The 22,110-nt window shown below is 60.7% G+C and carries 19 protein-coding genes, 1 other RNA gene and 1 riboswitch; of the genes, 8 read left to right on the top strand and 12 right to left on the bottom strand.

The window, feature by feature from the left end; translation table 11 throughout:
* Nucleotides 1-979 precede the first annotated feature (979 nt).
* Nucleotides 980-1,867 (bottom strand): helix-turn-helix domain-containing protein, encoded by an 888-nt coding sequence (locus AC2FMN_RS15320; RefSeq protein WP_496689209.1) that lies wholly within the window; start codon nucleotides 1,865-1,867, stop codon nucleotides 980-982.
* Nucleotides 1,868-2,192: 325 nt separating this feature from the next.
* On the opposite strand from AC2FMN_RS15320, the gene AC2FMN_RS15315 reads away from it, so the two are divergent.
* From AC2FMN_RS15315 to AC2FMN_RS15300, 4 genes are all read left to right on the top strand, one after another.
* Nucleotides 2,193-3,626 (top strand): amidohydrolase family protein, encoded by a 1,434-nt coding sequence (locus tag AC2FMN_RS15315; protein ID WP_496689207.1) that lies wholly within the window; start codon nucleotides 2,193-2,195, stop codon nucleotides 3,624-3,626.
* Complete coding sequence (locus AC2FMN_RS15310; RefSeq protein ID WP_496689205.1) at nucleotides 3,604-5,103, top strand: metal-dependent hydrolase family protein; 1,500 nt, start codon at nucleotides 3,604-3,606, stop codon at nucleotides 5,101-5,103. The genes AC2FMN_RS15315 and AC2FMN_RS15310 overlap by 23 nt, the downstream gene beginning before the upstream one ends.
* A 76-nt stretch (nucleotides 5,104-5,179) precedes the next feature.
* Complete coding sequence (locus AC2FMN_RS15305) at nucleotides 5,180-5,929, top strand: DUF3299 domain-containing protein (protein ID WP_496689203.1); 750 nt, start codon at nucleotides 5,180-5,182, stop codon at nucleotides 5,927-5,929.
* A complete protein-coding gene (locus AC2FMN_RS15300; protein WP_496689201.1) occupies nucleotides 5,926-7,104 on the top strand; it encodes a carbohydrate porin in 1,179 nt (392 codons plus the stop codon). Before AC2FMN_RS15305 ends, AC2FMN_RS15300 begins: the two co-directional genes overlap by 4 nt.
* Nucleotides 7,105-7,874: 770 nt before the next feature.
* Here the strand turns inward: AC2FMN_RS15300 and AC2FMN_RS15295 are convergent.
* Nucleotides 7,875-10,736, bottom strand: coding sequence for an ATP-binding protein (locus tag AC2FMN_RS15295; RefSeq protein ID WP_496689199.1), 2,862 nt, complete (start codon nucleotides 10,734-10,736; stop codon nucleotides 7,875-7,877).
* A 196-nt stretch (nucleotides 10,737-10,932) separates the two neighbouring features.
* On the opposite strand from AC2FMN_RS15295, the gene AC2FMN_RS15290 reads away from it, so the two are divergent.
* Both AC2FMN_RS15290 and AC2FMN_RS15285 read left to right on the top strand, forming a co-directional pair.
* Nucleotides 10,933-11,214, top strand: coding sequence for an Os1348 family NHLP clan protein (locus AC2FMN_RS15290; RefSeq protein WP_149776248.1), 282 nt, complete (start codon nucleotides 10,933-10,935; stop codon nucleotides 11,212-11,214).
* 6 nt (nucleotides 11,215-11,220) lie between these two features.
* A complete protein-coding gene (locus tag AC2FMN_RS15285; RefSeq protein WP_496689197.1) occupies nucleotides 11,221-13,200 on the top strand; it encodes a RiPP maturation radical SAM C-methyltransferase in 1,980 nt (659 codons plus the stop codon).
* Nucleotides 13,201-13,262: 62 nt separating this feature from the next.
* Here AC2FMN_RS15285 and AC2FMN_RS15280 read toward each other — a convergent pair whose 3' ends face one another.
* The 7 genes from AC2FMN_RS15280 to AC2FMN_RS15250 all read right to left on the bottom strand — a co-directional run bounded on the left by AC2FMN_RS15280 (nucleotide 13,263) and on the right by AC2FMN_RS15250 (nucleotide 19,050).
* Entirely contained in the window at nucleotides 13,263-13,946 is a 684-nt protein-coding gene (locus tag AC2FMN_RS15280; RefSeq protein ID WP_496689195.1) for a type 1 glutamine amidotransferase domain-containing protein, read from the bottom strand.
* Between the two features lie 33 nt (nucleotides 13,947-13,979).
* Nucleotides 13,980-15,008, bottom strand: coding sequence for an NADPH-dependent curcumin/dihydrocurcumin reductase (gene curA / locus AC2FMN_RS15275; RefSeq protein WP_496689193.1), 1,029 nt, complete (start codon nucleotides 15,006-15,008; stop codon nucleotides 13,980-13,982).
* A gap of 36 nt (nucleotides 15,009-15,044) precedes the next feature.
* Entirely contained in the window at nucleotides 15,045-15,458 is a 414-nt protein-coding gene (locus AC2FMN_RS15270) for an organic hydroperoxide resistance protein (RefSeq protein ID WP_496689191.1), read from the bottom strand.
* Between the two features lie 61 nt (nucleotides 15,459-15,519).
* Nucleotides 15,520-16,110, bottom strand: a complete 591-nt coding sequence (locus tag AC2FMN_RS15265) for a TetR/AcrR family transcriptional regulator (RefSeq protein ID WP_496689189.1) — start codon at nucleotides 16,108-16,110, stop codon at nucleotides 15,520-15,522.
* Nucleotides 16,111-16,224: 114 nt separating this feature from the next.
* Nucleotides 16,225-16,818 (bottom strand): recombination mediator RecR, encoded by a 594-nt coding sequence (recR, locus tag AC2FMN_RS15260; protein ID WP_496680442.1) that lies wholly within the window; start codon nucleotides 16,816-16,818, stop codon nucleotides 16,225-16,227.
* A gap of 46 nt (nucleotides 16,819-16,864) precedes the next feature.
* The gene (locus tag AC2FMN_RS15255; RefSeq protein WP_170360889.1) at nucleotides 16,865-17,209 is read right to left on the bottom strand and encodes a YbaB/EbfC family nucleoid-associated protein; all 345 of its coding nucleotides are present in this window, start codon (nucleotides 17,207-17,209) and stop codon (nucleotides 16,865-16,867) included.
* An 86-nt stretch (nucleotides 17,210-17,295) separates the two neighbouring features.
* Nucleotides 17,296-19,050 carry a DNA polymerase III subunit gamma/tau gene (locus AC2FMN_RS15250; RefSeq protein WP_496689187.1) on the bottom strand — a complete coding sequence of 585 codons (1,755 nt, stop codon included), beginning with the start codon at nucleotides 19,048-19,050 and terminating at the stop codon, nucleotides 17,296-17,298.
* Between the two features lie 156 nt (nucleotides 19,051-19,206).
* On the opposite strand from AC2FMN_RS15250, the gene AC2FMN_RS15245 reads away from it, so the two are divergent.
* Entirely contained in the window at nucleotides 19,207-19,710 is a 504-nt protein-coding gene (locus AC2FMN_RS15245; RefSeq protein WP_496689185.1) for a protein-tyrosine phosphatase family protein, read from the top strand.
* A gap of 3 nt (nucleotides 19,711-19,713) precedes the next feature.
* On the opposite strand, the gene AC2FMN_RS15240 is transcribed toward AC2FMN_RS15245, so the two are convergent.
* Both AC2FMN_RS15240 and AC2FMN_RS15235 read right to left on the bottom strand, forming a co-directional pair.
* Nucleotides 19,714-20,121 carry a hypothetical protein gene (locus AC2FMN_RS15240; protein ID WP_496689183.1) on the bottom strand — a complete coding sequence of 136 codons (408 nt, stop codon included), beginning with the start codon at nucleotides 20,119-20,121 and terminating at the stop codon, nucleotides 19,714-19,716.
* A gap of 82 nt (nucleotides 20,122-20,203) precedes the next feature.
* Nucleotides 20,204-20,404: riboswitch (cobalamin riboswitch) on the bottom strand.
* A 28-nt stretch (nucleotides 20,405-20,432) separates the two neighbouring features.
* Nucleotides 20,433-21,005, bottom strand: coding sequence for a TetR/AcrR family transcriptional regulator (locus AC2FMN_RS15235; protein WP_496689181.1), 573 nt, complete (start codon nucleotides 21,003-21,005; stop codon nucleotides 20,433-20,435).
* An 83-nt stretch (nucleotides 21,006-21,088) separates the two neighbouring features.
* Between AC2FMN_RS15235 and AC2FMN_RS15230 the strand changes: the two genes are divergently transcribed.
* Nucleotides 21,089-21,946 carry an alpha/beta hydrolase family protein gene (locus tag AC2FMN_RS15230; RefSeq protein ID WP_496689179.1) on the top strand — a complete coding sequence of 286 codons (858 nt, stop codon included), beginning with the start codon at nucleotides 21,089-21,091 and terminating at the stop codon, nucleotides 21,944-21,946.
* Between the two features lie 62 nt (nucleotides 21,947-22,008).
* Here the strand turns inward: AC2FMN_RS15230 and ffs are convergent.
* Nucleotides 22,009-22,105: signal recognition particle sRNA small type (gene ffs / locus AC2FMN_RS15225), an RNA gene on the bottom strand.
* Nucleotides 22,106-22,110: the final 5 nt, after the last annotated feature.

The following is a 22,110-nucleotide window of genomic DNA, read 5'->3' as shown; positions in this document are numbered from 1 at the left end:
CGATCAGTGCCAACGTGTAGTCTCGGTACAAAGGACTGAGAGACTGTAGCGTGGCTTCAGTAGACAAGAAGTCTTTCGCCTTGGGGTGTAGTTCGTTCCACCTCAGTGGAACGCCCTTCTTTGACTTGTTTGACCAAGCCTCACAGGGCTTTTGGCAAATTACCACGTCACGCCCACGTTCGATGGGTTCCGTCTTCCTCTCGAAAGAAGGTGCGTCACTTCAAGAGGTCGTCCACCAAAGCTAGTCCCCGTCCTTGTGAACCCAAATAATCACCTACAGTCTCAGCGACAGTAGTCATCAAGTTGAACCAGCGAGAAGCTGTCGCCTTGGTCGGTTTCTTTCCTCCCGCAGTGGTGTCACTGGCCATGCGGCTGGACACATAACCCTCGCGGTCAGACACTCGGCTATGACCTGATCAGCGGGTGTCAGGAATTGTTCCACCATAGTCCGCCGCGCTTCCAGCCCGAGGCCGGATCGCCCCTGCCGTTCGGTCGAAACCCGTTATAAAACAACATACTCGGCCATGCCTTGCCCTCTCCGTAAACGACAAACCAGCGTTTGTTGTAGAAGGCTTCGGATTTCTTGGACCAGCGGGCAACAGGTTTTGCTGAGGTGCGTTGTGGCTCCAGTCATGTGGGGGCATGGCTGTTTGTCATCTGACATTGCGCGTCAGATTGGCGAACGAGCAAGATGCGGACGAACAGGTCAATTGTTTGCGGTAGACGGGTGTCTGCCTTTGTTTCCAATTACTCCCTTCGTCAGCACCAGTTGTGGAAACGCGTTGTATGTTTGATCGGCTTGAGGGCAGAAAAAGCTCCCAAGGTAAAGTTTTTCCTAAGAGCCAAATTGCAGCTCCAACATCGAGCATGCGGAGCCCGCATTCGGTGCACGCTCAACTACTGCATTCAGCCCAAAAAAAATCGTAGCTCATTGCCAACCAATGAAATTTCAGATCTTGGTTGCAGAGATGTTTTGAGTTTAGACGCCTCTCCTGAATTGAGATGGTGTCATTCCTGTGCTTCTGATGAAAGCTCGCGTGAAATGCGCCTGGTTGGAGTAACCCAAGGATTTCGATATCTCAAATATCGTTAACTCCGGCACCTTCAGCATGTCTATTGCGGCTTTTGTCCGTTCCCGGGACAGAATTTCGGAAAAGCTGGTCCCTTCTTTTTGAAGATCGCGCTGCAGGTGACGGTCACTTAGGCCAAGCAACCGTGCGATGAATTGTAGTGACAAGCGTGGATCGTAGAGGTAGGTGCAGACCAGCGCGGCAATGGCGCGCGTCGTGGGAACCATCTGATCATGTGTGTCAGGATCGGGCAAAATGACCGCCTCTGAAACCATTTCCCCGCGTTCGATGTGGATTTCCGTGACCGGCTGAGTAAACCGAAGTCTTGCTTCCGCGGATTGGGCCAGCCATTCGAGGTCGGGGTGATGATCCGACTGTAGGTTCAGCCGCTTCGGAGCCCAGGACGGTCCCAGTGCACTCCGGATGGTTTCTAGCATGAGTTGAAGGACATAGAGTTCAACCTGCCGGACCTGCTCGCGATCACCGGCAATGGCGTTGCGGCCGAAAACCAGACCATTCCAGACCGGTCGAACAAAGAAATCGGCTCTGCTGTATTCCAGCTTCGCCATTTTGCAGAAGGTGACCAAGCGTTCGAAAAGTGTTTTCTGATCATAAAGTTGCCGCAGGGCGCCATGCATCTGCACGCTGGAAACGGATCCGGCATCAAAGCCGATGTCGAATTTTCCGGTGCTCGTCGCGGCTTCGCTTGCGATTGTCCAGAGCTGGTGCTCCGCGATCATCAGCTCCGGTTCTTGTATCATACGTTCGTCGATATCGACAGCTTGCAGGAGTTTCATTGGGTCACAGCCAGCGTCTTCGCAGGCAATCGCGAAGTTCAGCGCGTACCTAAGTTTTACGACTGCGACCAATACCTTCCGCCATCATCAGAGCGCACACGACGTAGTATCGCAAGGCATTTACCATTTTGCGACCTCAAATTTACCATTTCATCCTGAAACCGAAAAACTGTTAGGCGGCCTCTTTCAGGCCTAGTACGCTTTTCGTGCGAGGAGCTAACATTGCCGCCTATGATTTTTCTGTGCGCGAGACACTCAAAAAAGTAATCGATGATCGGCCGAGGCTCCCACATGCCGAAACAAGACCAGGGGAGTCCGACAAATCATGTCCAAGACAATAACCGCAACGGCGGTCGTTGCAGTGCTGGCGATCGCGTCACCTGCGGCTTCGCAGGAAAATACGCCGCCGCCGATTCTGTTCACCAATGCAAACGTGTTCGACGGTTTCAGCCCCGATTTGATCATGGGGGCGAACGTGCTGGTGGAAGGTAACGCGATCACGCAGGTTTCGACCGACCCCATCGATGCGCCGAACGCATTTGTCGTCGATGTCGGTGGCAAGACGATGACGCCCGGTTTCATCGATATGCACCAGCACGTGATGCTGAACCCGCCGGAGGGGACCGCCGCCTATCAGACCCGCTGGGACGATGCGGCGGGCGGCGCCATCGCGCTTCAGTACATGAACGATCACATGCTGATGAAGGGGATCACCACGATTCGGGACATCGCCGGCGATCCTTTGGATATCGCCAAGGCCATCGACATGGGCCTGGTCCGGGGGCCGCGTGTCTACTCGTCGGGCGGCGCCATCGGCCAAACCGGCGGTCACAGCGACTGGGCGGGGCGCAACGTGCCGCCGGCCACGCTTGAGAACGGTCAGGACATGGGGCAGCTGACGTCGAATACATGGGTGACCGATGGGGTCGATGATGTGACCCGCGCGGCGCGCCTGAACTTCCGGCGGGGCGCGGCGTTTCTCAAGGTCATGGGCGGCGGCGGCGTGGCCAGCGAATTCGATCCGCTCGAGATCCTCGGGCTTGCCGAGGACGAGGTCGCCCGGGCCGTCGAGATCGCCAAGGACAATGGCACCTATGTCGCCGTGCATGCCTATCACGACGAGAGCTACGACCGGCACCTGCGGCTCGGCACCCGCTCGTTCGAGCATGGCTTCCTGATCTCGGAGGACATGGTCAAGCGCATGGTGGCGAAATACAACGAAACGAAAGACATCGTCTGGAGTTTCCAGTGTTATGTCAGCGTGAATACCTTCGGCTCCTACGAGAGCATGCCGGCCTTCTTCACGCACGAGCAGAAACTCAAGGGCGTGGCGGTTGGCGAAGGCGTACGCGCCATGTCCAAGTGGATGAACGACTATGGCATGTTCATCATTGGAGGCTCGGACATGTTCAGCCCCGGCCTGGTTGAGAAGATCAAGGAGGACATCGTGTGCCCCACGTCGGTCGGGTTCAGCCCGGCACAGGCGCTGAAGCACTACACGGGCAACGCGGGTATCGTGCTGAAATGGTCCGGGCCCAAAGATCCCTATCCGACCTATCACCTCGGCCGGATCGCGCCGGACAGCTATGCCGACATCCTGATCTGGGACGGTAATCCTTTGAAAGACATCAACCTGATCCTCGATGAGAGCAAGCTGCAACTCGTGATGAAGGATGGTCGCGCCTACAAGAACACGCTGGTCGAGAGCGATAGTATTATGTACCGCCCGGCGGTTCGTGAGCCGCAAGTCTATCCATGATCATCTGATCTGGATCGCGCGGGGCGGTTTCTACCTCGGCCGCCCCGCGGTCAAAAGAAGCTCAACAGAAAATTTGCAGGGGACCGCAATGCGAAAACCTCTCATTGTCGTACTGTCGTTTGCACTCGCCTCAGGCGCGATCGCTCAAGATGAGCCGCGACAGCTTTTGTTCACTAATTGCGCCGTGTTCGACGGTGTCGCGGACAGCCTTGCCGAAGGCCGCAACGTGTTGATCAAAGACAATCTTATCGCGTTCATCGGGGATGCGTCGCTCTCGGCCGTGGGTGCCGAAGTCATTGATTGTGAAGGCCGCACCCTCATGCCCGGCCTGATCGACGCGCACACTCATCTTTACATGAATATGCCCGGCGGTGTCGCTGGTATGGAGAGTGGCATGTGGGACGAGATCGGCCCGCGCGCCGCACATATGGCCAACGAATATCTCTACAGTGGCTTTACAACCGTTCGTGAGATGGGCGGTGGCGGCTCTGGCCTGAAGAAGACGGTCGATGCCGGCCTCGTCGAAGGACCGAGGATTTACCCGAGCGGCGCATTCGTGTCGCAGACATCCGGCCACGGCGATCTGCGCTTCGGCTCGCAACGGAACCCGAACCTGCCGCCTTATCCTGATGACAGCAACGCGCAACGTCTCGGCATCACGACGGTGGCTGACGGCGAAGATGCCGTCCTCGCAGCGGTCCGGCAAAACCTGTCCCAAGGAGCAACCCAAATCAAACTTATGGCGGGGGGCGGCGTTGCGTCGATTCTTGATCCCCTGCATACGCTTCAGTTTCTTCCTGAAGAGATCGAAACTGCAGTTCGCGCAGCGGCCGACTGGGATACTTATGTCGCCGTACATGTCTTCTCCGACGAGGGGATCCGTCGAGCTGTAAATGCCGGTGTGCGAAGTATCGAGCATGGTTTTTTTGCGAGCCGTGAGACCTTGCAGCTGATGAAGGATAATGACGTATTCCTTGTGTCGCAGATGACCGGAATATCACCGTATCTCGAACAAAACCCTGGGCTGCAGAGCCCGGAGAACCAGGCAAAGCTGGCGCTCGCGACCGACCTAGCCAAGGACTTTGTCGAGAACGTCAAGGCGATCCGACCGAAGATGGCTTTCCAGACTGATGTCGTGTTCGCGACGGGCGAGTTGCTAAGGACGCAACTCGACTACGAGAAGTGGTTTCACGCTGAGCTTTTCGGCAATCACGCAATGCTGGTTGCCGCGACATCCTCGGCTGGCGAGCTCATGGCGTTTTCCGGCAAGGCAAATCCGTATCTTGAGGGTCCACTTGGCGTTATCAAAGAAGGCGCATACGCCGACATCCTGATTGTCGATGGAAATCCCCTCGAAGACATAGGTGTGATCGGCGGAAACGAGAAATGGTACGACGCCGAGCCGCGTCCCCGTGACATCCCGACAATAAGACTGATCATGAAGGACGGCGTTATTTATAAAAACACGCTGAACTGATGATCTTCCGCGGCTTTTTTTACCTCGGCCGCCCAGCGAAACATTTTTGGAGAAAGAGATGCATCGTTTGCTGACTATGAGCTTTCTGACGCTGTTTGTTCCGCTCGCCACGCCCGCTACGGCTGAGCAGATCGCTTGGGAGGATCTGATCGATCCGTCGGCGCAAACCTATGAGGATCCTTTTGAGGACTTAAACTATCAACAGATCGAATCCTTGCGGACGATCGTCCGAAACAGAGAGCTGCTGAACGACGCCACTCTCAGCGAGGCTCAGATGGCCGACGGTGCCGCAAAAATCAATGCGGCACTTGAGGAACTGTCTGAAGACGGGATTGATGCAGATTGGCTGATCGACCAACGCTGGATCGTTGCCGACCGGCGCAAGAAAGCAGCAACAGCGGCTAATCCGAAGCTTGATGGACAAATCGTTACATTGGCGGGTTACGCTATCCCAGCGCCTGTCGAAGCGGACGGGACCACTGTCGTCTACCTCGTTCCCGTACGCGGCATGTGTAGCCATACCCCACCGCCAAACGCCAATCAGATGATCCGGGCGCGAGTAGTTGACGACTGGAGCCCCAGCACTATGCACGAACCGGTGCGGCTGACAGGCAAACTGTCAATTGAAGAAACAAACCATACTTTCCGCATCGTAGACGGCAATGTGCCAATGACCTCCAGCTATGTTTTGGAGGTCTCGCAGACTGAAACGATGCGAGATCTGATGGCCAGCACGCCAACAACAAATGATTGGGCGGCATCGATTGCTGGTCGCATCCTAGCAGCGGGTCATCGCAAGACCGGCGGGGCAAAGGCGTCGGAATGATTAGACTTCTCGTTGTCGCATTGAGTGTTGCGGTTGCTGGCGCTGCCTCGGCGCAAGGACTGTCCGGGCCTTCTTCGGTCGAAGCTGATCTGGAGCCCGGAGATGGGCTGACCGACCCACAATATCGTTCCGATTTTCCGCGCAATATCGCGCCGGGCTGGTTTCAGTGGAAAGACCGGCTTGCTGAGGGTGGGTTCCGGTTCAACTTGGACTACCTGGCATTGGGCCAAACCACGAACGCTGATTTGGGAACTGGTGAAGCCGCAAGTGGAATCGCTCGTTTCTACGGCAGTTGGCAGGCAACTGAACGGGGTTCTCTGACATTCAAGATCGAAGACCGGCACAGCTATACCGATGTTGCCCCACAGTTTCTTGGGCTGGATGGCGGAGCGCTTTCGATCACAGGGACAGCCTTCAACGATAATGGTTTGTTGTTGACCAACCTGTTCTGGACCCAAAGGGCCGAGAACGGTTCGTGGACGCTGCAAGTCGGGCAGATTGATGTAACCGACTTTGTGGATATTTACGGGTTGGTAAGCCCCTATAGTGGTTTCCAAAACCTGTCCTTCAACACCAACCCGACGATTAACACGCCCAACCAAGGCATTGGCCTTGCCGGTGGGATAAAGCTGAGCGATAACCTTTACGCCGTCGCGAGCGTCTCAGACGCAAATGCCGACCCGTCTGATCCAAACTTTGATGTGTTCAGCGATGGAAATTTATTCAAATCACTCGAAATCGGCTACACTTCGGGCTTTGACCGCATCTACTTCGACAATATCCATCTGACACTCTGGCATGCGGATGCGGCTGATGATGGTAGCCGTCCAGAAGACTACGGCGCCGCGTTTTCTGCCGCATGGTTTGTTGACAATAAGTGGATGCCATTCTTTCGGGCTGGGGCTTCAAAAGGGACGGCAGCACTATATGATCGGTCCATTTCTGCCGGTGTCGGCTATTACGGTCGCAATACCGATTTGGCAGGGCTGGGTCTGAACTGGGCTGAGGCAAGAGGCATAGACGGCGATCAGTTCACGCTTGAAGCATTCTATCGCTTTTCAATCTCACCCGGACTGCAGATCACACCGTCGATACAATTCATATCCAACCCACTTCTGAACCCTGATCAGGATAACATTACATTGTTCGGTCTAAGAACCCGGATCGTTTTCTGATGCGGGCCGAAAGCAGTAACTGAAATCAAAGCAGTTATGGGAGTATTGTTAGGTGAATGTTCTCGGTGGACTGATGGAGGCAGGATGGGCGACTGAACAAGTATTCAAATCTTTCTTTGGCCCAGGATTATTAATTTAATTTTCAATACCTTAACCTAAATTCGCCTCTGCGATATTCAGAAGTTATACACAAAGTGATGCATTTTGATATAACCTATTGAAATTAAGTCTGGAAACTTGATTGAAAGTCCTCGTGTCGGTGGTTCGATTTCGCCCCCGGGTACCATTTCAAGCCTATGAAATAAAACAGAAATCTGCCACTTTGAGCGCTGCGCTTCAGTGCTGGTATTGGTCGAACCGCGACTCGGGGCAACAAATCCACGTGGTGCATCTCGGGGCAAAGCACGGGCAGACCTGTCTCGCCGAGACCTGGACCTGCCGTGCAATACCCGGTGCCACCAGAATCGCCTCCTAAAGGTCGCGATGCACTGCCGGGTTTATTCCTCGATCTCGGTCGCGCGGAACACGGACGGGAGCGCCGCCTCGGCCTTCTCGGAAACGGCTCGCGGCATGTCGCTCTGATGGCCGTGCTTCTGGCAGTCTGGATAGCCAGTGGCGGCTAGAGGCCCATCGATCGACCCGGCTGTCTGACGTCAGCATTCACCGGACCAAGAACGGTGTGAACTCCATCCTCAGTTATCCCAAACATAGCGGTGGACCACTTCAGTGGAGGATCACCATGTGGAGCGCAGGACACTGGTTAAACCACGTCAAGGAAGCAAGGTTGGGTCGCATCCGAAATATCCGTTCTGTCGGCAAAGGTCAGCCAGTTCAGCGGCAACCTCTTCGGCTTCGCCGCCTTGACCGTCTTCCTGCAAAACCCGAATCTCGGCACTCAACAGCCAGGCGACGAATGCTTCCATCTGCATTTCCCGTGCAAGGCCGAGGCTTTTGGTCAGGACAAGCCGCGCATTCGCGAAGTCTCTGTTTCGGGCCAGCACACGGGCGAGCGGCGCTGCTGCAAAGCAACTCAAAACATCGATCCCGGCCTCAATGGAAATCTTTAGTGCCGTGCGCAATGCCTCTGCCGCACGCGCGTCGTTTTCTGCTTTCCAGCAATTGATCCCGCGCGCGATCAGGGCGAAGCTGCGGTCATACACCTTGCCTGTCTCGCCCGCGATTTCCAGCGCTTCGTGGATGTCGTCCTCGGCCTTGTCGAATTGGCCCATCATGCTCAGGGCGTTTGCCCGCGTTGCGATTCCCAGCACTGAAATCGATCCGGTCGTTCCGGTTTCGACGGTGCGGAACTCATTCTTGAAAAGACCGGCATGATGGTCGATCGCCGCTTTCGCGCTTTCGTAATCCCCGTGGAACCAGGCGGCCTGCGCCAAGGCAAAGGCCGCGTTGGCCTGCAGCCGGGCATCGCCCAGTTCGGTCGCGCTGTCCAGAGCGCGTTGCGAAATTCGGCGCGCGTCACGAATATCGAACAGGATCGTCGTCATGATCCCCTGATCGATCTGCGACGTGATCTTCGAGACCCTGTCCCCCGCGTCATCGCACAATTTCTCTGCCTCGTGCGAGATCTCGAGAATGCGGCGGAAATTACCGCTGGCCACCAGCGAGACGCGCAGGCCCCGGCGAACCCGCAGCTCAAGCTCGTACACGTTCTGAGATCCGGTCTCGGCCTTCAGCCTGCCGACGCAACGCAGCGCGTTGTCGAAATACGAAACCGCCGCCTCGAACGAGAACAGTCGGCTGGCAAGCTCGCCGCAGCGCAGATAGGCTTCGGTTGCTTCCTGCCACAGCTCACCCTGATCGGCATGGCGGGCGATGGCCTGGGCGATTTCCAGATCATCGGTGTCTGCACCGGCGTGCAGGGCCTCAAAGATGGCCCGGTGCAGGCGCGATCGGCGCAGTCGCGGAATGCTGCGATAGCTGACTTTCTGCACCAGCGCGTGACTGAACCGGATCTGCTGGTTTTCCGCAGGGCCGTAGGTTTCCAGAAAACCGCCTTCGATCAGGGCCGTCAGCCGAGGCCGGGCTTCAAAGCCCAGTCGTTGAAGCGTTTCGGTCAGCGTACTCCATGTCCAGCGAAGACCGCCGACTGCGGCAACCTGCAGCGCCTTTTTGTTCTCACTGTCCAGCGTGTCGATCCGGGACGCGATGAGAGGCTGGACGCGGGCCGGTACTTCCAGATCGGAAAGGTCGCGGTGCAGGCTTTCGTTGCCTTGTGTCCGGTCCAGACGGTTTCGCAGATGGTGGGCGAATTCCTCGACGAACAACGGGGTGCGACCGCTCATGGTGTCGACGAAGTCGCGCAAGCGGCCGTCGTCGCCTCGTGGCCCCAACAGGCGCGAAATCAATTCCCGGCAGTCGTCCTCGCCGAGCGGGGGGACCGGAAGCAGCTGCAGCCTGCCTTTCTGATCGCTTGTGAAGGGCGTCGCGTTGCGCGAAGTGAGCACTACGAGAACCCGCAGGAAGGAGATGCTTGAAAGCAACTCCTGAACCACGTCCAATGTGCCCTGGTCCGCCCAGTGAAGATCCTCGAACAACAGAAGAAGCGGCTTCTCTTTCCGGGTCGACAGGATCATCCTAGACAGGATGTCGTTCAGCTTGCGGCGCCGGCGCGACGGGTCGCCGGCGGCCTGTTCGACTTCGGTCCGGGCGCGGCGAAAGATCGAAAACAGGGCCTGTCTGGTGTGTTTGTCCAGGAATCTGGTGTTGCCGATCCCCTTTGAAAGCTTCGCTTCCAACTCGGTGTCGGATTGGCAGTCGGAGAGTTTCATGCGGGCGTTCAAGGCGCGGATGATTGGCAGATAGGCGGCCGTCTGATCCAGCGAGAAGCAATTGAACTCCCATAGGTCGAACGCCTCGGGCGCGATGTTTTCCACAAGTTCGTGGGTCAGGCGCGACTTTCCGACCCCCGCCGCGCCAAGCAGCAGGACCGAGTTGCCTTCACCCTGGCAGGCCCTGGACCAAGCTTCGCGCAGCCGGGCCATTTCGGCCTCGCGCCCGACCAGGGGCGAGCGGTCGCGACGCGCCAGCGATGCCCACCGGGACCGTTGTTCGTTTCGGGCCTTGATCTCGAACAGTTTCAGCGTCTTGTTGCGTCCGTCGATCTGTAATTCGCCGGCAGGTTCATGGTCGAACAGGGTACCGACGCTTTGGATGACCGTTTCCGAGACCGTCACCACGTTCTTGCGGGCTGCGGCCTCGATTTTGCTCGAGATGTTCATGACCGGCCCGAGAAAGGCCTGCTCGTGTCCCTGGGTGTGCTGCAGATCGCTGACCAGCAGTTCGCCGGCGTGGATTCCGATGCGGACGTCGGGGCTCTGATCTCCCTTCCCGGCGATCTGGCGGATGATCTCCTGCGCGCTGGCAATCGCCTTTGCGGCGTGGTCCTCGTCGGCCTGGGGCGAGCCGAAGACCGCCAGCGCGCCGTCCCCTGTGAACAGTGTGGTCGCGCCGTGCTTTTCGCAGATGGTCATGATCTGTTCGATCACCGGCCCCAGATGGCTGACCGCATCTTCGGGGTCCAGATCGCCGATGATCATGGTCGAACGCACGATGTCAGCAAAAAGAACCGAACACATTCGGCGCTCGGTCGGCTCGATCTGTACTCGACTCCGCATTCTCGAAGGCTCCCCCCGGTCGGACGCGAGTATGTCTGGTCCGCCCGGATTAATCCAGCCCGATCCGTACGGCCGACCTTACATCAGCGGCGCAGTCGCCACTGGGATCGGAGGAGGGCGCATGGTGCTTAACCATTGAATTTTCTCCAATAACACTATACGAGTTCCCCATGGTTTTAAGAAATTGGGGACAGAAATGACCGATCACCATACTCGCGGACTGACTTTGGAAGACGTCCAGACCATCATCGGGCGCGGGGTGCTGGACGAGGCGTTTCGCAACGCGTTCATCAAGAACCCCGAAGAGGTCGTGGACCGTCTTGGTATCACGCTGGATCAGGACGATCACGCGCGCAAGCTTCTGGGCGCCATCAGTTCGGTCTTTGCCGGAGAATCGGATCTGAAGACCGCGATGCAGGACATCAAGGCGGCCTACGAACAGACATCCGACGGTGTGCTTCGCCCCCGCTGCGCGTAATCCCGCATGAGCGAGACGCCGCCGGGTCGTGTGACGTCGCAACCTGCGGCGCTTCATCGTCTGTGCCTGGTGTCGATGCCGTTTTCGTCGCTGCAGCATCCCGCGCTGGGGATATCGCTGCTGGCGACCATGGCCAGGGACGCCGGGGTCGCGACCACGGAAAAATACTTCAGCTTCGACTTTGCCGAAACCATCGGCCTTGACGACTATTTCCTGCTGTCGGACGGCAAGGTCTATCAGGCCCTCTTGGGAGAGTGGTTGTTCAGTGATCTGGTCTATCCGCGCCCCGAGCCGGATGCGATGGCCTATCTGCTGGATGTCCTGGGCGACCATGTCGAGGGGGTCGAGTGGCTGACCTATGTGCAAAGCGCGTTGGCAGCCAGAAAACTGACGCGGGATTTTGTGGAGCGGTGCGCCGACGAGGTGATGGCATGCGCTCCGACCGTGGTCGGGATCACATCGTCGTTCCAGCAGGTGATGGCGTCGGTCGCGCTTGTGCGAGCCCTCAGAAAACGATCCGACGACCTGGTGATCGTCATGGGGGGTGCCAATTGCGAGGGGTCGCTGGGCAAGGCGCTTTTGCGGGCACACCCCGAACTGGATGCCGTGTGCCAGGGCGAAGGCGAGCAAGCCTTTGCCGAATTTCTCAACGAGGTGCGAACCCGGCGCGACCTGCCCGCCGTTCGCGGGATGTTGACGCGCTCGGACCTGCGGTATGACCGCCCCGGGCAGCCGCCACGTCTGACGGCAAATCTCGATGCCTTGCCGATCCCGGATTTCAGCGCGTTCTTCGATCGGTTCGAACAGACACCGGGATTGTCCGACATCCTGACGCCTTCGGCCACGATCGAGACGTCACGCGGGTGCTGGTGGGGCGCCAAGCACCATTGCACGTTCTGCGGCCTGAACGGTCAGACGATGGCGTATCGCAGCAAGTCCCCGGACCGGGCGCTTGCCGAGTTCCGCCACCTGGCCGACCTGTATGGGCCCGACATCGTGGTCGTCGACAACATTCTGGACCATCGCTATCTCAAGACGTTGATCCCGCGGCTTGCGCGCGACGAACGCCCGTTTCTGATGCATTACGAGGTGAAGTCGAACCTGTCCCCGTCAGTGATAGCAGCCTTGGCTGATGCCGGCATACGCAAGGTCCAGCCGGGGATCGAGACGTTTGACACGGCAACCCTGATGCACATGAAAAAGGGCGTTTCCGGGATTCAGAACATCCAGACGCTCAAGCTGTGCGCCGAGGCGGGCGTGTTCGTCGAATGGTGCTTTCTGTACGGCTTTCCCTGCGAGACCGCTGAGACGTTCCACAACCTGTCCCGTCTGATCCCGTTGCTTGCGCACCTGCAGCCGCCGGGTTCGGTCGGGCCGGTGCGGGCGGATCGTTTCAGCCCCTATTTCGAACGCCCCGAAGCCTTTGGCATCAAGGTCGCGCCGGCAAAGCCCTATGCGCATGTCTATGCGGTTCCGGCCGAAGATTTGTGGGATCACGCCTATCATTTCGACATTCTCGAGGACGGTTCAGCCCCGGCAGATCAGCGCGCGCAGCCGGTGCTGCACAGCCTGAAGGATTGGCAGGCCAGCGCGGCGGCGCTTTATTTCGATGGCGATCGTGTCGTGGATTCCCGTCGTCCCGAACGCCCGGTCACCCATACGCTGTCCGAGGTCGAACGATCCATTCTGGACCTGTGCCCGACGATCATGGGGGTCGATCTGTTGCACAAGCGGTTGATGGGCAGGTACGACGCCAAAGCCGTCGAGCAGGCCCTTGAACGGTTACAGCGCGCCGGGCTGATCCATGCCGAGGGCAGTTCGGCATTGTGTCTGGTTCTCAGAACGCCGGGCTTTTCGCGTGCGCCGGACTGGGCAGATATTCGCGCAACGCCCCAACACGCCTTCGCCGCACAACGACCGCAGGAATTCGCGCCCGAGAGCCGCTCGGCAGCAGCGCCCGGTCCGACGGTCCCGCAGCACGGCTAAGGCAGGGTTGCCCGACGAATGCCCGCCCCCGCAGCGCATCTGCCGCAGGGGCGGTGCTCCGGTCAGTTTCCGTTCAACAGGGTCAGGACGGCTTGGGCAGCCCCCACGGACGAGGCCGGGTTCTGGCCCGTGACGAGGCGCCCGTCGCTCACCGTCAACGGGGCCCAATCGTCGGCTTTTTCGTAATGCCCGCCATTGGCCTTCAACATGTCCTCGACCAGGAAGGGTACGATGTCGGTCAGTCCCACGGCCGCCTCTTCGGAATTCGAGAACCCGGTGACGCGGCGTCCCGAGACCAGCGGCTTCCCGTCTTGGGCGGTGGTGTGCTTGAAGACCGCAGGCGCGTGGCAGACGGCGCCGACCGGGCGATCCGTCGCGACGAAGGTTTCGATCAGGCGCTTGCTGTCCGCGTCTTCGGCCAAGTCCCACAGCGGGCCGTGGCCGCCCGGATAGAAGATTGCGTCAAAGCCTTCGGCGTCGATTTCCGACAGGCGCCGGGTCGATGCCAGCTGGGCCTGCGCGTCCGTGTCTGCCGCAAAACGCCGGGTGGCATCGGTCTGCGCGGCGTCTTCGTCGCTGGCCGGGTCGATGGGCGGTTGCCCGCCCTTGGGCGAGGCCAACACGATCTCGGCCCCGGCATCCTTAAACACGTAATAGGGGGCCGCGAACTCTTCCAGCCAAAAGCCGGTCTTGCGGCCCGTGTCGCCGAGTTGGTCATAAGACGTCAGAACCATGAGGATCTTCATTGCTTTTCCTTTCGTTTGGCTTGTCTGAAGCTGTCAGTCTTGCGCAACGCGGATCACGCGTTTGCCGAAATTCTCGCCCCGCAGCAGGCCGATCAGCGCCTTGGGGGCGTTTTCCAGCCCGTCGATCATTTCCTCGCGGTACTTGACGCGGCCGGAATTGACCCAGTCACCCATCTGAGCCGCGAAGTCGGGGTAGAGGTGGCCGAAATCCTCGAAGATGATGAACCCCTGCACCGTGATCCGCTTGCGCAGGACCTGACCCAGAAACCAGTTCATCCGGTCCGGCCCTTCGGGCAGCGCGGTGGCGTTGTATTGCGATACCAGCCCGCACACAGGGATGCGGCTTTTGGGGTTGAGGTTTGGGATCACCGCGTCCAGCACCTTGCCGCCGACATTCTCGAAATAGATGTCGATGCCGTCCGGAACGGCCTGGCCGAGCTGCTCGGCGAAATCAGGGGCCTTGTGGTCGATGCAGGCGTCGAAACCCAGCTCGTCCACCGCATGGGCGCATTTCTCGGAGCCACCGGCCACACCAACGACGCGGCAGCCCAGAATCTTGCCGATCTGGCCGACCGTGGCCCCGACCGGCCCGGTCGCCGCGGCGACCACGATGGTCTCACCGGGTTTCGGCGCGCCGATCTGCGTCAGGCCGGCCCAGGCCGTAAAGCCCGGCATGCCGAGCACCCCAAGCGCCCAGGACGGATGGGAGGGCGTCTGGCCGAGGTTCAGCACGCCCTCGCCGTCCGACAGAGCATAGTCCTGCCAGCCATTGAAGCTGAGCACCCAGTCACCTTCGGAAAACCCGTCGATCTTCGAGGAGACCACGCGCGCCACGGTGCCGCCCACCATGACCCCGCCGATCTCGACCGGCGGTGCATAGGAGGGGGCGTCGCTCATGCGTCCGCGCATATAGGGGTCCAGCGACAGGTAAACCGTGCGCAGCAGCATCTGCCCCTCGGCCGGTTCGGGGATATCCGTTTCGACCATGCGCAGCGTATTGGTGTCGGGTTCGCCCTTGGGGCGCTCGGCCAGAACGATCTGGCGGTTCCTGGTGTCAGACATGTCGTGTCGGTCCTTTGGATTGCGTTGAGTGCGTGATCACGCGTTGGTACCGACATGCAGGCGCAAGTCGATATTTCCGCGTGTGGCGCGGGAATATGGGCAGACCTGATGCGTCGCCTCGACCAGCTTGCGGGCGCCTTCATCGGACAGCCCGGGCAGATGCGCGGTGATGTCGAGGTCCAGCCCATAGCCACCATCCGACCGCTGCCCCAAACTGACCGCCACCGTGGTGCTGGCGCCGGTTGCATCCAGCCCCAGCGATTTCGCCATCAAATCCATGGCGCTGTCGAAACAGGCGGCATAGCCAAGGGCAAAAAGCTGTTCGGGGTTGTGGCCGTCGGCCTGAGAACCCGGACGCACCATCGGAATCGACAACGAGCCGTCATCCAGCGCGGTCACCCCCGACCGGCCACCGGTGGCCGTTGCGGATGTTTTGTAGAGAATTTTCATGGGCAGGCTCCTGTTTTCGGCTTTCTAATAGACCGGTCGTCTAGTATATGGTCAAAATTTTTTACATGGGGCGTATCGCGGATGCGGTTGATTTCATGGCCGATTCCAGCGGCTCGACCGATCCGGAGAGGCCAGCGACCAGGCTGGCGCCGAGCCACTGGTGATAGATCGCGCGCGCAGTCAGTGCCGGGTCCTCGAGCCGGGCCACCGAACCTTCGGCGATGCCGTCGCGCAGGGTCTGGGTCAGGGCCTCGACGATGCCGTCCACGGCGTTTTGCAGAACACCGCTCATGCTGTCTGACAGGTCCGAAACCTCGGCCGCAAGCTTGACGACCAGGCAGCGCTCTTCGGGGTTTTGCCCGGTCTGTTTGCGGATCCAGCCCTGGAAATAGGCAAGGAATCGATCATGCGCGTTCAGCGAGGGGTTGTTCAGCGTGTCCGCCAGCCCTTGTCGGTAATCGTCGGCAAAACTTTCTAGAAGCGCGCAGCCATAATCCTCTTTCGAGGCGAAGTAATGGTAGAACGAGCCCTTGGGGACTCCGGCCTCTTTCAGTAGGTCGTTCAGGCCGACGCCGACAAACCCACGCTCGGCGGTCAGCCGGCGGCCAACGGCCAGAATCTGTTTCCGGGTATCCTTGCGTTGCGTGCTCATGGGTCACGAGATGGCAGTTAATAGACCGGTCGTCTAGTGGTGGTGATGGATAAAAATCCAGATGACGTAACGTCGGGTCATCGCCCACGAAGAAAGCGCACGGATTTCGAAGCTTTACAGTTCCTTCCGCGCCCGCAGCGCTGCGGTGATCGTCCCGTCATCCAGATAATCCAACTCGCCCCCGATCGGCACGCCCTGCGCCAGCGAGGTCAGGCGGACCTGTCCTTCCAGCTGATCTGCGATGTAGTGGGCCGTGGTCTGCCCGTCGACGGTGGCGTTCAGGGCCAGGATCACTTCGGTGATGTTTTCGGCAGTCACCCGGTCAAGCAGGCGGGGGATGCGCAGGTCATCCGGGCCGACGCCGTCCAGTGCCGAGAGCGTTCCGCCCAGCACATGGTAGCGGCCTTTGAATACCCCTGCGCGTTCCATCGCCCACAGGTCGGCCACGTCTTCGACCACGCACAGCTCTCCGGTGGCGCGGTCTTCGGAATTGCAGATGTCGCAGATGTCGGTGGTGCCCACGTTGCCGCAGTTCAGGCATTCGCGCGCGGTGGCGGCGACCTGCTGCATGGCGTCCGACAACGGCGTCAGCAGCAGGGCGCGTTTGCGGATCAGGTGCAGCACCGCCCGCCGGGCCGAGCGCGGCCCCAGCCCCGGCAGCTTGGCCATCAGGTCGATCAGGGCGTCGATGTCACTGTTCGAACTCATGGCCTTTCCTGCGTGGCTTTGGCGGCGGGGGTTTGAGGGGCGAAGATTAGAACGGCAGCTTGATGTCCGCCGGCAGACCCATGCTTTCGGTCAGCTTGGTCATTTCTTCCTGCGACCGCTCGGCCGCCTTGGTCTGCGCATCCTTGATGGCGGCCAGGATCAGGTCCTCGACCACTTCTTTGTCGTCGCTGTTGAAGATCGACGGGTCGATGTCCAGACCTTTCAGCTCGCCCTTGGCCGAGGCCGTGGCCTTGACCAAGCCCGCGCCGGATTCGCCGACGACCATGATGGTGTTCAGATCTTCCTGCATCTGCGCCATCTTGGTCTGCAGTTCCTGCGCGGATTTCATCATCTTGGCCATGTCGCCCAGACCGCCGAGTCCTTTGAGCATCTGTATGTCTCCTGTCATTCGAATTGCGGCCTAAATACGGGCCGTCTGCGTCCTTCACAAGGGCAGCGCGCCTTCTGCACGGGTGATTAGTCTTCCTCGAATGGATCCCATTCGTCCTCGACCTCGGGCAGGGCTTCGGTTTCGACCTTGGCCGCGCGGTCCTGAGGGGTTTCGATCCGGGTGATGCGGGCCTTGGGGAATTGTGTCAGAACCGCCTGAACCAAAGTGTGTTCTTCGGCCTTGGCCTTCAGCGCCAGCTCGGCCGCGTCGCGCAGTTCGGCGATGGTGGGCGCGTCCCCGTCCGAGACGATCGAGACCGCCCAGCGATTGCCGGTCCAGCGCTGCAGCGCGGACCCGAGCCGCGCGGCCAGGTCGGTGGGGGCCTTTTCGGTGGGCGTGAATTCGATCCGTCCCGGCTGGTACGAGACGAGGCGGACGCCGTTTTCAACCTCGACCAGCAGTTTTACGTCGCGGTTGGCGCGGATCAGTTCGACCACATGCTCGAAAGTTGGATAACGCGCCAGCGCGGTCTGCACATCCTGGGCCAACGCCGCCGTCGGCGCGCCGCCCACGCCACGCGGGGCTGGCGCATGGGCCGAGGCCGTCGCGGTCACGGGCGGGGCGCTGTTTCCGGCAACCGGAACGCCGCCCCCCGGCCCGCCGATGGGCGGCGGAGGGCTGTCCTGAAGGCGCTTGATCAACTCTTCCGGGCTGGGCAGATCGGCCACATGGGTCAGACGGATCACCGCCATTTCCGCGGCCATCATCGCGTTGGGGGCGGCCGAGACCTCCTCGAGCGCCTTAAGCAGCATCTGCCACATCCGGGTCAGCACCCGCATCGGCAACGCCTCGGCCATCTGTTGGCCGCGGGTGCGTTCATCGGGCGAGACGGTCGGGTCTTCTGCCGCGTCGGGGGTGATCTTCACCACCGAGACCCAATGGGTGATTTCGGCCAGATCGCGCAGCACCGCCAGCGGGTCGGCGCCCTCGGCATATTGCGCGCCCAGTTCGGTCAGGGCCCCGGCCGCATCGCCACGCAGGATCATGTCCATCAGGTCAAGAACGCGGCCCCGGTCGGCCAGCCCCAGCATCGCGCGCACCTGATCGGCGGTGGTTTCGCCGGCGCCATGGCTGATCGCCTGATCCAGCAGCGAGGTCGCATCCCGGGCCGAGCCTTCGGCGGCGCGGGTGATCAGAGCCAGCGCGTCATCCGAGATTTCCGCGCCCTCGGCGGTGGCGATCTTGCGCAGCAGGCCGATCATCACTTCGGGCTCGATCCGGCGCAGGTCGAACCGTTGGCAGCGCGACAGCACGGTGACCGGAACCTTGCGGATCTCGGTCGTGGCAAAGATGAACTTCACATGCTCGGGCGGTTCCTCCAGCGTCTTCAGCAGCGCGTTGAACGCGCTGGTCGACAGCATGTGGACTTCGTCGATGATGTAGATCTTGTACCGCGCGCTGGCGGCGCGATAGCGCACGCTGTCGATGATCTCGCGGATATCGCCCACGCCGGTGCGGCTGGCGGCGTCCATTTCCAGCACGTCCACGTGGCGGCCTTCCATTATGGCCACGCAGTGCTCGCACTGGCCGCAGGGTTCGGTCGTTGGGCCGCCATTGCCGTCGGGGCCGATGCAGTTCATGCCCTTGGCGATGATCCGCGCCGTGGTCGTCTTGCCGGTACCGCGGATGCCGGTCATGATGAAGGCCTGCGCGATCCGGTCCGCCTCGAACGCGTTTTTCAGCGTGCGCACCATGGCATCCTGACCGACCAGGTCGGCAAAGGTTTCCGGGCGGTATTTTCGTGCGAGAACCTGATAGGCGGGGCTGGACTGTGTGGTCATGTCTGCTCTGACGGATTCGTACTGACGATGCAGGGTAGAGTTCCCGGTGCCCCGCGTCCACAGCGCCGGTGCAGGTTTTTCGCTTTGGCGGTGGCGCTGGTTGGGCCATACTGGACCAATAGTTTTCAGTGATGCGTTTCCCGAGGGGTGGTTTCGATGTCCAATCTGGTTGTTCATGCCCTGCAGGTCGGGGGCGGTTCGCTTGCCCTGACCTCGATACCCGGCGGAGGCGGCGACTACTGCGGCGACCTGGACCTGATCGGGGGCTGGGCGCCGGGTCTTGTGATCTCGATGACGACTCTGGCCGAGATGGTCGCCGTGGGGGCGGGCGATTTCGGATCGGACATCCAAGGGCGTGCTAGCCGCTGGGCGCATCTGCCGGTCGCCGATTTTTCGGCGCCGGGGGATGAATTTGACGGCCAGTGGCCGCCGGTCAGCGCCGCCGCCCGCCATGCGCTGAGCGGTGGCGGGCGAGTTCTGGTGCATTGCCGGGGGGGCTGTGGACGATCCGGCATGGCCGTTCTGCGCCTGATGATCGAATGTGGCGAAGCCCCGGAACCGGCGCTCAAACGCCTGCGGGCCGTTCGCCCCTGCGCCGTGGAAACCGAGGCGCAGTTGCTCTGGGCCGTGGCGCCGGCTCGGGTTGCTACCCCGGACTGACCGTCAGATGACTGCCGGCAAGGCGTGTTCCGCCGGGGTGGTGGGATCCAGCGCGACCGCCTGCAGCATCGCGCAGGGTGACGTGTCCAGCCCCTGCGCCGGGCAGGCATCGGCCAGATCATTGAACATCAGGTCGGCATAGGCGTCCAGGCTTTGCGTATCTGCCCCTGCGCGTGCGCCGCAATACACCCGGATCAGGTCGGCACGGGCATCAAAGCGGGCGAGGCATCCCGGCGTGCAATGGGCCAGTTCGCTGGTGCCTTCCACCCGGAATTCGGGCGAGGTTGCCGCGCCAGCCGCAGCAACCGCCTGCGCGACCGACCGGGCCAGATGCGCCAGCGCAGGGCAGGTCCTGCCCGTGCGTTGGCAGATGGTTGCGGAAAATTCGTGTGTGTTGGTCTTCCAGATCATGATGCGCCCTCCGCGCGTTGGGCAGGGCGGAGCAGACGGCCGGTTTCACGGCCAGACCCTGCCCGGACACCCCGTCCGAGTTTCGGTTTTACGTTTGATGGCAGGTCTCCTGACTTGCGGGTCGTTGCTTTGCCGACCTTCCCAACCTTGCGGTCAGTGGTATCTCGGCATCGCTCTCCGCCTACAGTTGCGGGGGCAGTCGCGGCATTGGCCCGGATGGACCGCACCGTGTTCCCTTTTCATCCCGGCCGAAGGCGCGGGAACCATCACCCAATCGCTAGCGGTCAGGGTCGGGCCGAGTCAAGCCACATTCAGTCGCGCGGTTGGAACCGGTCCCAAGGGACATGCTCGGGCAACCGGCGCAGTACATTCGAATCCCTACGCGCGCGCGCCAGTTGCCAGCCGCCCTGCATCACGATGAACAGGGTGTCTGCGGCCATGTCAGGATGCGCGACGCCCAACCGTTTCGCGTGGCCGCGCACATCCTCGATCCAGCTTTTGTACAGCCGGTCGGCATGGTCGCGGAAGGTTCGGTTGTTGGGGCTTTCGAACAGGGTGGCGGCGATCGGGCAGGTCTCCCACTGGGGCGAGGTGTCGAACAGTTTCGCGATCTTGTGGCACAAGGTGCTGACCCCGGCGCGGAAATCCTGCGCGTCGTTGAACGCCGCCGCGATCATGTCGCGCATCCCGTCCGAGGCCCAGCTGGCCGCGGCCAAGGCAAGATCCTGCTTTCCCTTTGGAAAATGGTGATACAGCGAGCCCTTGGGCGCGCGGGCCTCGGTCAGAATCTCGGTCAGGCCGACACCGTTGTAGCCCGAGCGCTGGAACAGTCGGGCGGCGGTCTGGGTCAGGCGATCGCGGGTGTTTTGCGGACGTTGGGTCATCTTGCGCGCATCTTGACAGGACTGGACCAATCGGTCCAGATGAAATGATTAGACCAATCGGTCCAGAGCATTTGGAGGCTTGGATGTTGGATTCGCAGCAGACGGTGAGCGCCGAAGATTTCGAGTTTTCGGCGGGCGAGGCAAACCTGTCGGCGCGGCTTTATGCGCCAATGGCTCGGCCGGACGTCGCCGTCGTACTGAACGGGGCGACGGGCGTGCCGCGGGACTATTACCAGCATTTCGCGCGCTGGCTGGCCGCCGAGCGGGGCATGGCCTGCCTGACCTATGACTATCGCGATTTCGGGACATCTTTGAAACGGCGCCTGAAAGACTCGGATGCCACGATGGCCGATTGGGCGCTGAAGGACATGCCGGCGGCGCAGGCCGAGATGCGGCGGCGCTATCCCGATGCCAGGCTTTGGGTCATCGGTCATTCGGTCGGCGGGATGCTGGGGCCGCTTCAACCCGGGATCGAACGGATCGACCGGATGATCTGCGTGTGTTCGGGGCTGGTGACCCTGGCCGATCATCCCTGGCCCTACAAGGGGTTGGCGGCCCTGTTCTGGTATGGCCATGTGCCGCCTCTGGTGCGTCTGCTGGGCTATCTGCCGGGGCGGATGCTTGGGTTCGGGTCCGATCTGCCATCCGGTGTCTATTGGCAGTGGCGCAAGTGGTGTACGTCACCCGACAGCTATCTGCCGGAACTGGGCGACACGCTTCCCCAGGTCGACTGGGGCCGAACGACGGCCCCGGTTGACGTCATCGCCCTGGAGGATGATCAGACGGTTCCGCCGCCGGCGGTCTGGCGGCTGGCCGAGCTGTACGGGCCTGCGGCGCGGCGCCATTTGTTGGCCCCGGCCGCCTTCGGCCTGCGCGAGGTCGGCCATATCGGCGCCTTTGCCCGGCGCAGCCGCGCAATCTGGCCGCAGCTGGTTGCCTGACGATCGGCCCGGCGGCCCTGCTTCAGGGAATATTCGGAAAATTATGTACCATGGCGGCAACAAGTGAGAGGTTGGACAGCGACCCAAGCGGGGCTCGTTGTGGCTGCTTCCTTCCGGACCTGACCAGGTTGGCGAGGCGCTTGCCCGCGCCAACCTCTCGACCG

The sequence above is a fragment of the Ruegeria sp. BHSC037 genome (assembly GCF_059613045.1).
Note: the sequence above shows the minus strand (reverse complement) of the source record. Positions and strands in the feature narration are given on the sequence as shown.